The organism is Saccharothrix sp. ST-888 (assembly GCF_000955975.1).
In the GTDB taxonomy this organism is placed as follows: domain Bacteria; phylum Actinomycetota; class Actinomycetes; order Streptomycetales; family Streptomycetaceae; genus Kitasatospora.
In genome coordinates this window covers 1-8,124 of the sequence record NZ_JYJF01000173.1, presented here as the reverse complement: position 1 = coordinate 8,124, position 8,124 = coordinate 1, and the positions used below count along the sequence as shown (strand labels likewise).

Genomic DNA, 8,124 nt, shown 5'->3' with positions numbered 1-8,124 from the left:
ACCGCTCCTCAAGATGCGCCGACAGCCGACCGGCCTGCCCCCGCAGCGCCTCGGCCGAACGACCCGACAGCACCCACGGCACCACCGACGCCACAGACGGCGCAGCAGGCCCGCTCGGCTCCTCGGCCTCGTCGTCGGCGACGACGGCAGGCGCCTGCTCCAGGATCGCGTGCGCGTTGGTGCCGCTGAAGCCGAACGAGGAGACACCCGCGCGGCGCGGCTCACCGGTCTCCGGCCAGGGGCGTTCCTCGGCGAGCACCCGTACCGAGCCCTCGGCCCAGTCGACGTGCGGCGATGGCTCGCCTGCGTGCAGGGTCTGCGGCAGCACGCCGTGCTGCATGGCGAGAACCATCTTGATCACACCGGCGACGCCTGCGGCGGCCTGGGTGTGGGCGAGGTTGGACTTCACCGAGCCGAGCCAGAGCGGCCGGTCCTCGGCGCGGTCCTGGCCGTAGGTGGCGATCAGGGCCTGGGCCTCGATCGGGTCGCCGAGGACCGTGCCGGTGCCGTGTGCCTCGACGGCGTCGACCTGCTGGGCGGTCAGCCGTGCGTTGGCGAGCGCCTGCCGGATCACCCGCTGCTGCGAGGGGCCGTTGGGGGCGGTCAGGCCGTTGCTGGCGCCGTCCTGGTTGACGGCGGTGCCACGGACCACGGCCAGCACCGGGTGTCCGTTGCGGCGGGCGTCCGACAGACGCTCCAGCAGGAGCATGCCGACGCCCTCGCCCCAGCCGGTGCCGTCCGCCTCGGCGGAGAACGCCTTGCAGCGGCCGTCGGCGGCCAGCCCGCGCTGGCGGCTGAAGTCGACGAACGCCTCGGGGGTGGACATCACGGTGACACCGCCGGCCAGCGCCAGCGTGGACTCGCCCGAGCGCAGCGACTGGACGGCGAGGTGCAGCGCGACCAGGGAGGAGGAGCAGGCCGTGTCGATGGTGACGGCCGGGCCTTCCAGGGCCAGGGCGTAGGCCACCCGGCCGGAGGCGATGCTGGCGGAGCTGCCGGTGCCCAGGAATGCCTCGACGCCCTCGGGGACGGAGTGCAGACGGGCGGCGTAGTTGTGGTAGATGACACCGGCGAAGACGCCGGTGCGGCTGCCGCGCAGGGTGGCCGGGTCGATGCCGGCCCGCTCGAACGCCTCCCAGGAGGTTTCGAGCAGCAGCCGCTGCTGCGGGTCCATGCCCAGCGCCTCGCGCGGCGAGATCCCGAAGAAAGCCGGGTCGAACTCGGTCGCCCCGTGCAGGAATCCGCCCTCGTTGACGTACGAGGTGCCCGGGTGCTCGGGGTCTGGGTGGTAGATGGTGTCGAGGTCCCAGCCGCGGTTGACGGGGAAGCCGTCGACGGCGTCCTGGCCCTGGCTGACGAGCTGCCAGAGCTCTTCCGGGGAGCTCACGTCGCCGGGGAACCGGCAGCTCATCCCGACGATCGCGATCGGCTCGTGGTCCGCCGCCTCCACCTCCTGGAGGCGCTGGCGGGTTTGGGCCAGATCGGCCGTGACCCACTTGAGGTAGTCACGAAGCGTTTCTTCATTCGCCATTAAATGCCCACCTCTTCAACGCATCCAGTCGGCTCACGTCGTTTCGACGGATTTCACCGGCAGGAACTCGCCACTCTTTCGGCAAAAGCCGGCGACATGCAGGAAGCCCCTGGGCGAAGTTGTCGGCAACTTCGGGCACCAGGAGCTTCGCCGGGATCGCCTATTGCAATTCGCGATCCGAGATTATGGTTCGGCCCGAGCGGCCCTCAACCCCTATTCTGCCCCTAGCCTCCGCCTTTCAGTTGGGCCTGGCCGAGCCGGGTTGAAAAGCTGTGAGCACGGGCGGATCGATGCCGGCCGGCAGCCGCCGAGCAGTCGGGGTGCAGGCAGTCGGGGTGCAGGCGATCGGGCCGAACACCTCGGGCCGGTCACGCAGTCGAGGCCGGATCGGCGATCGACTCGCCGTCGGGGAGCATCACCACCAGGTCCGCGGTGTTCCGGCCCGGGTCGTGGCCGGTGCCGCGCGGACGCAGGCGGCGCAGGGCATCGCCGAAGGCGCGGGTGAGCCCGGTAGCGCCGGCGAGATCGGCCGGCCGTCGGGATCCGGCTGCGAGGTGGGGTCGTGCCGATCGGCAGGTGGTCCCGGTTTTCCCTGGACGAACGAGCGAACACTCTGCATGATCAACTGGTGACCGCCCCGGAGATCATCGTCGAACGCCAGCTCGCCGCCTACAACAGCCATGACCTCGACGCCTTCGCAGCGACGTACGCCCCCGACGTCTGCATCAACCGCCGCAGCGGCGACCGCCTGCTCGGGCGCGACGCCGTGCGGCAGGCGTACGCCGACATGTTCGCCAAGGGCCGCTGCCGGGCCGAGATCGTCGGCCGACTCACCGAGGGCGACTGGGTGGTGGACCACGAGATCGCCCACGGCGTCACGGACGACCCCCTCCGCGTGCTGGTCGCCTACCGGGTCCGCGACGGCCTGATCGACCACGTCGACTTCCTCGGCTGACTGCCGGACCTTCCTGAGCCGTCAGGGCCGTCACACGGCACCCCGGGCCGGCCGGTCCCTGGTGGCGACCTCGGACCGTACGGGTCAGCGGGCTGCCGTCCCGAGAAACGACTCGGTGGCCGTTCGCAACGGCGTCACGGTGACGAAGACCTGCACGCGCGGAGGCCCGGGACGGGCCGGAATGCGCATGACCGGCCTCATCGTCGGTTCGCCGAAAACGACTTGGGCGACTCCATGGGCCAGTAGAGCACCCTCACACAGCGGCCAAAGGACGAACTCGCGGATCAGGCAGTGAACCGCGCGGCCGCGGACAGTGGTTGTACCGGCTGTCCGCGGCCGCGCTGCCGGACTCAGCGGACGTTCACCGTCGCCAGGCCGGAGGTCCTCTCGCGTACGGGCTGGCCGTCGGTCGGGCTGGTCAGGCCGTACACCACCGCGCGGTACTCCAGGACGCCGCTGTGCGCGGCCTTGACGTGTGCGGTGGCCTGCGCCTCGGTGCCCGTGGCGACCACGGCGCCGCAGGTCACCCGGTGCCACGCCTGCCCGCCACTGCGGCCCTCCAGGCACACCCGCAGGTAGACGGCAGCGTCGTCGTCCCCGTGCGCCGTGACCGTGAAGGTCTGGCCGGCATGTGCCGTGTGCGGTGCCGTGATGTCCACGCCGCCCTTGGCGAACGCCGGCGCGGCGGCCAGAGTCACCGAGGCCAGACCGAGCGCACCGATCACCGCCACACGGCCGCCCCGGATCTTCGTCCCGGTCTTCTTCGTCCTGCTCATGGACTTCCCTCCCCGTGGGTCTCCCCCATGGTGAGACCCACCCCTTCGCGGAGGCGCCCGATGCGCCTCACTGAGCACCAGGACGGGCCGTCCGTCCCGCCCGGTTGCACCCGGCCAGCCACCGTTACGGATCCATGACAAAACCTGACGATCTGTCAACCGAGCGGCTCTGGACGGCCGGGACGACCCCGCCCCACCGCCACGCCGCCGCACCAGCTCGACCGGCCTGGCGAACTGCTGCTGCGTCAGCCCCGGGAACGGCTCACTCCGCTTCGGATCGTTCACCGCGATCAACCTCGCCCGTGATCCGACCGACTGATCACCCCACCCGTGATCTGGCCAACGCGCCGGCCGCCGGGCAGTCCCGGGACAGCCATGAGGGGCCACCGCCTCGGGAACGGACCGGACAGCGGCCGGCCCCGGCCCGGACGCCGACGACGTCCGGACCGGGGCCGCGACCGCTCTCCCCGCCGAGGGGTCAGTTACCTCCCTGCGAACGGCCGAGCTGGTCGTGGATGAAGGCGAACAGTTCCTCGTCCGAGGCGGCCCGGAGCTGCTCCGTGTCGACGACCGGGGCCGCCAGCTCGGCGGTCGCCGCGGCGGACAGGCGTCCGAGCAGCGTCTGGAGCCTGGCCGCCAGCGCGGTACGGGCCTCCTCGTCGGGTACCGGGGCGGCGGCGAACGCAGCCTCCAGGCGGTCGAGCTCGGCCAGCAGCGGCTGCCCGGAGGCATCGGCCGCCGGGGCGGTCTCGGCGACCAGCAGCTCGGCGAGCGCGGCGGGGGTCGGGTGGTCGAAGACCAGGGTCGCGGAGAACCGCAGACCGGTGGCCGCGTTCATCCGGTTCCGCAGTTCGACACCGGTGAGGGAGTCGAACCCGAGCTCCTTGAAGGCCCGTTCGGGCTCGACCGCCTCCGGTCCGGCGTGCCCGAGCACGGCCGCGACCTGGGTGCGGACCAGGTCCAGCAGGACCTTGCGGCGGTCCTCCTCCCCCAGCCCGGCCAGCCGCTGCTCCAGGCTCGGCCCCTCCACCGCCCCGGTGGCGGCCCGTACGGCGCGGCGCGCGGGCGTGCGCACCAGACCGCGGAGCAGCGGCGGGACGGCGGCGGGGTCGGCGTGGGTACGCAGTCCGGCGACGTCCAGGCCCATCGGGGCGAGGGCGGGCCGGCCGACGGTGGCGGCGGTGTCGAGCAGGGCCAGCCCCTGGGCGGAGGCGAGCGGGGTGATGCCGCCGCGGGCCATCCGCTGGAGGTCGGCGGCGGACAGGGTGCCGGTCATGCCGCTGCTCTCCGCCCACAGGCCCCAGGCCAGGGAGAGCCCGGCGAGCCCGGCCGCGCCGCGCTGCCTGGCCAGTGCGTCCAGGAAGGCGTTGGCAGCCGCGTAGTTGCCCTGCCCGGCGCCGCCGAACGTGCCGGCGACGGAGGAGAAGAGGACGAACGCCGCCAGGTCGGCCGATGCGGTGAGCTCGTGCAGGTTGAGCGCCGCGTCCACCTTGGGGCGCAGCACGGTGTCGAGCCGCTCGGGGGTGAGGGAGGCGACCACGCCGTCGTCGATGACCCCGGCGGTGTGGACCACGGCCGTGAGCGGGTGCTCCGCGGGTACGGCGGCGAGCAGCGCGGCGAGGGATTCGCGGTCGGCCGCGTCGCAGGCGGCGACGGTGACCTCGGCTCCCAACTCGACCAGTTCTGCTGTGAGTTCGGCAGCGCCGGGAGCCTGGCTGCCGCGCCGGCTGGTGAGCAGCAGGCGGCGGGCGCCGTGCTCGGTGACCAGGTGCCTGGCGACCAGCGCACCGAGCGTGCCGGTGGCGCCGGTGACCAGGACCGTCCCGTTCGGGTCGAGCGGGGCGGGCACGGTGATGACGACCTTGCCGATGTGCTTGGCCTGGCTGACGAAGCGGAACGCCTCCGGGGCCCGCCGGATGTCCCAGGTGGTGACGGGGAGGTGCTGGAGGGCGCCCTTCTCGAACAGGGCGATGACGGCGGTGAGCATCTCGTTGATGCGGTCCGGACCGGCCTCGATCAGGTCGAAGGCCCGGTAGCGGACGCCGGGGTGCTCGGCCGCGACCTGCTCGGGTTCGCGGACGTCGGTCTTGCCCATCTCGACGAAGCGTCCGCCGTTCGGCAGCAGGCGCAGCGAGGCGTCGACGAACTCGCGGGCGAGCGAGTCGAGGACCACGTCCACGCCCCGGCCTCCGGTGGCCGCGAGGAAACTCTGCTCGAAGTCGAGGTCACGGGAGGAGGCGATGTGCTGCTCGTCCAGTCCGAGGCCGCGCAGCGCGTCCCACTTGCCGGGTCCTGCGGTGCCGTACACCTCGGCGCCCAGGTGGCGGGCGAGCTGGACGGCGGCCATGCCGACGCCACCGGCGGCGGCGTGCACCAGGACGGTCTCCCCGGCCCGGAGGTCGGCGAGGTCGACCAGGGCGTAGTACGCGGTGAGGAACACCACGGGGACGGAGGCGGCCTCGGCGAAGGTCCACTCCTCGGGCATCCGGGTCACCATGCGCCGGTCGGTGACCGTGACCGGCGCGAAGCCGCCGGAGAGCATGCCGAACACCCGGTCACCGACGGCGAGATCGGTGACCCCGGGGCCGACCTCCAGGACGACGCCCGCTCCTTCCAGGCCGAGCAGCCCGGCGTTGCCCGGGTACATGCCCAGCGCGTTGAGGACGTCGCGGAAGTTGAGGCCGGTGGCGCGGACGCCGATCCGGATGTATCCGGGGTCGAGCGGTGCCTCCGCGGCCGGGAACTCGATCAGTTCGAGGTTCTCCAGGGTGCCCTTGACCGGGATGCCGAGCCGCCAGGCGGCACCGGTCGCCGGCGGGGTGAGCGCGGCGTCGGTGGGGATCCTGGCCAGGCGTGGTGCGTGGCAGGTGCCCTGTCGGATCGCCAGCTCCGTCTCGGCCGAGGCCAGGGCCTCGGGGACGGCCGTGGTCGAGGACTCGGCGGTGTCCAGGTCCAGCAGCACGAAACGGTCCGGGTTCTCCGCCTGGGCGGACCGGATCAGGCCCCACACCGCGGCCTGGGACAGGTCCGCGAGCGCCTCACCGGCCGCCGTCGCGACGGCTCCCCTGGTCACCAGGACCAGGCGGGCCTCGGCGAACGGAGGCTCGGCCAGCCACGCCTGGGCGAGCGCGAGTGCCCGGTGGGTGGCGGCCCGCACGGCCTCGGCGGACGGGACGGCAGCCGACTGCGGCAGCAGCGTGAACGGGACGAGCACGGTGTCCGGCACGGGTGTACCGGCCTCGACGGCGGCGGCGAGCGCGGCCAGGTCGGCGTACGCGTCGGCCGGGATGCCCGCCGTGCGGAGGTCGGCGGCCAGGCCATCGCCCTGACCGGGCCGGCTGTCGAGAACGGCCCACTGACCGGGCTGCGGGGCGGTGACCGGGCCCGCGCCTGAGCCCGTACCCGTGCCCGCGCTCGGCGGGAGGGCGGTCCACTCGACCTCGAACAGCGACTCGTGGTGCGAGCTGCGGGCGCCGCGCAACTGCTCGGCGGCGACCGGGCGCAGCACCAGGGACTCGACCGTGGCCACCGGCTGGCCGGTGGTGTCGGCGAGCGTCAGCGCGACCGAGTCCGTCCCCTGCGGGGTGATCCGGACCCGGAGAGCGGTGGCACCCGTGGCGTGCAGGGTGACGCCGCTCCAGGCGAACGGCAGGCGTCCCTGCTCGCCGCCCGCCTCCTGGAGGAAGGTGCCGTGCAGCGCGGAGTCGAGCAGTGCGGGGTGGAGAGCGAACAGGCTCCCGTCCGCCTCGGCGTCCTGCGGCAGGGCGACCTCGGCGAAGATCTCCTCGCCGCGCTGCCAGGCGGCCGTCAGGCCCTGGAAGGTGGGGCCGTAGGCGAATCCGCCGCCGGCCAGGCGCTCGTAGAGCCCGGCGACCTCGACCGGCGTGGCGCCGACGGGCGGCCAGACGGTCAGGTCACCTGCCGCCTCACCCGCCGGGCGGCGGTCGGCGAGTGCACCGCTGGCGTGCCTGGTCCACGGCTCGGCGGGGTCGGCATCCTCGGGACGGGAGTACAGACCCAGTGGCCGGGTGCCGCTCTCGTCCGCCGGGTTCACCCAGAGCTGGAACTGGAGCGCGCCGGTCTCCGGCAGGACGAGCGGCGCCTCCAGGGTGAGCTCCTCCAGCCGGTCGCAGCCGACCTGGTCACCGGCACGGACCGCTAGCTCGACGAAGGCCGTACCCGGCAGCAGCACGGTGCCCGAGACGGCGTGGTCGGCCAGCCAGGGATGCGTGTGGAGCGAGAGCCGCCCGGTGAACAGGTAGCCGTCGGACTCGGCCAGCGGGGCGCCGGCACCGAGCAGCGGGTGCCCGGGGGCGACCAGCCCGGCGGAGGCGACGTCGGCGGCCCACAGCGCGGGCGCCTCCAGCCAGTAGCGCTCCCGCTGGAAGGCGTAGGTCGGCAGGTCGACGCGCTGCGCGCCGGTACCCGCGAACACCGCCTGCCAGTCGAGCCTGGCACCACGGACGTGCAGCTGCGCCAGAGCAGTCGTGAAACTCTGCGCCTCGGCGCGGTCACGGCGCAGGACTGGTGCGAACACCGCCTCCTCCGTCACGCACTCCTGACCCATCGCCGAGAGCGTGCCGTCCGGACCCAACTCCAGGAACGTACGGACGCCTTCACCCTCCAGGGTCTGCACGGCGTCGTGGAAGCGGACAGCCTCGCGGACGTGGCGCACCCAGTACTCGGGGGTGACCAGCTCATCGGCGACCTCGCCGGTCAGGGTGGAGACGACCGGGATCCGGGGCTCGCGGAAGCTCAGACCCTCCGCGACCGTACGGAACTCCGCCAGCATCGGCTCCATCAACGGCGAGTGGAACGCGTGGCTGACCATGAGCCGCTTGGTCTTCCGGCCATCAGCGGCC

General features: G+C 73.2%; 4 protein-coding genes. 1 reads left to right on the top strand and 3 read right to left on the bottom strand.

What is annotated here, in order from left to right:
* Positions 1-1,531 (bottom strand): type I polyketide synthase (locus UK12_RS31025; protein WP_045306542.1); only part of this gene is annotated, 1,531 nt, incomplete at its 3' end.
* 628 nt (positions 1,532-2,159) lie between these two features.
* Here UK12_RS31025 and UK12_RS31020 point away from each other — a divergent pair.
* A complete protein-coding gene (locus UK12_RS31020; RefSeq protein WP_045306541.1) occupies positions 2,160-2,486 on the top strand; it encodes a nuclear transport factor 2 family protein in 327 nt (108 codons plus the stop codon).
* 350 nt (positions 2,487-2,836) lie between these two features.
* Here the strand turns inward: UK12_RS31020 and UK12_RS31015 are convergent, their stop codons facing one another.
* Positions 2,837-3,262, bottom strand: coding sequence for a hypothetical protein (locus UK12_RS31015; RefSeq protein WP_045306540.1), 426 nt, complete (start codon positions 3,260-3,262; stop codon positions 2,837-2,839).
* 478 nt (positions 3,263-3,740) lie between these two features.
* On the bottom strand, positions 3,741-8,124 hold a 4,384-nt coding region (locus UK12_RS31010; protein WP_045306539.1), incomplete at its 5' end, for an SDR family NAD(P)-dependent oxidoreductase.

Coding starts and splice junctions, on each gene's coding strand:
- UK12_RS31015 (WP_045306540.1), bottom strand. CDS start 3,262: ATGAGCAGGACGAAGAAGACCGGGACGAAGATCCGGGGCGGCCGTGTG.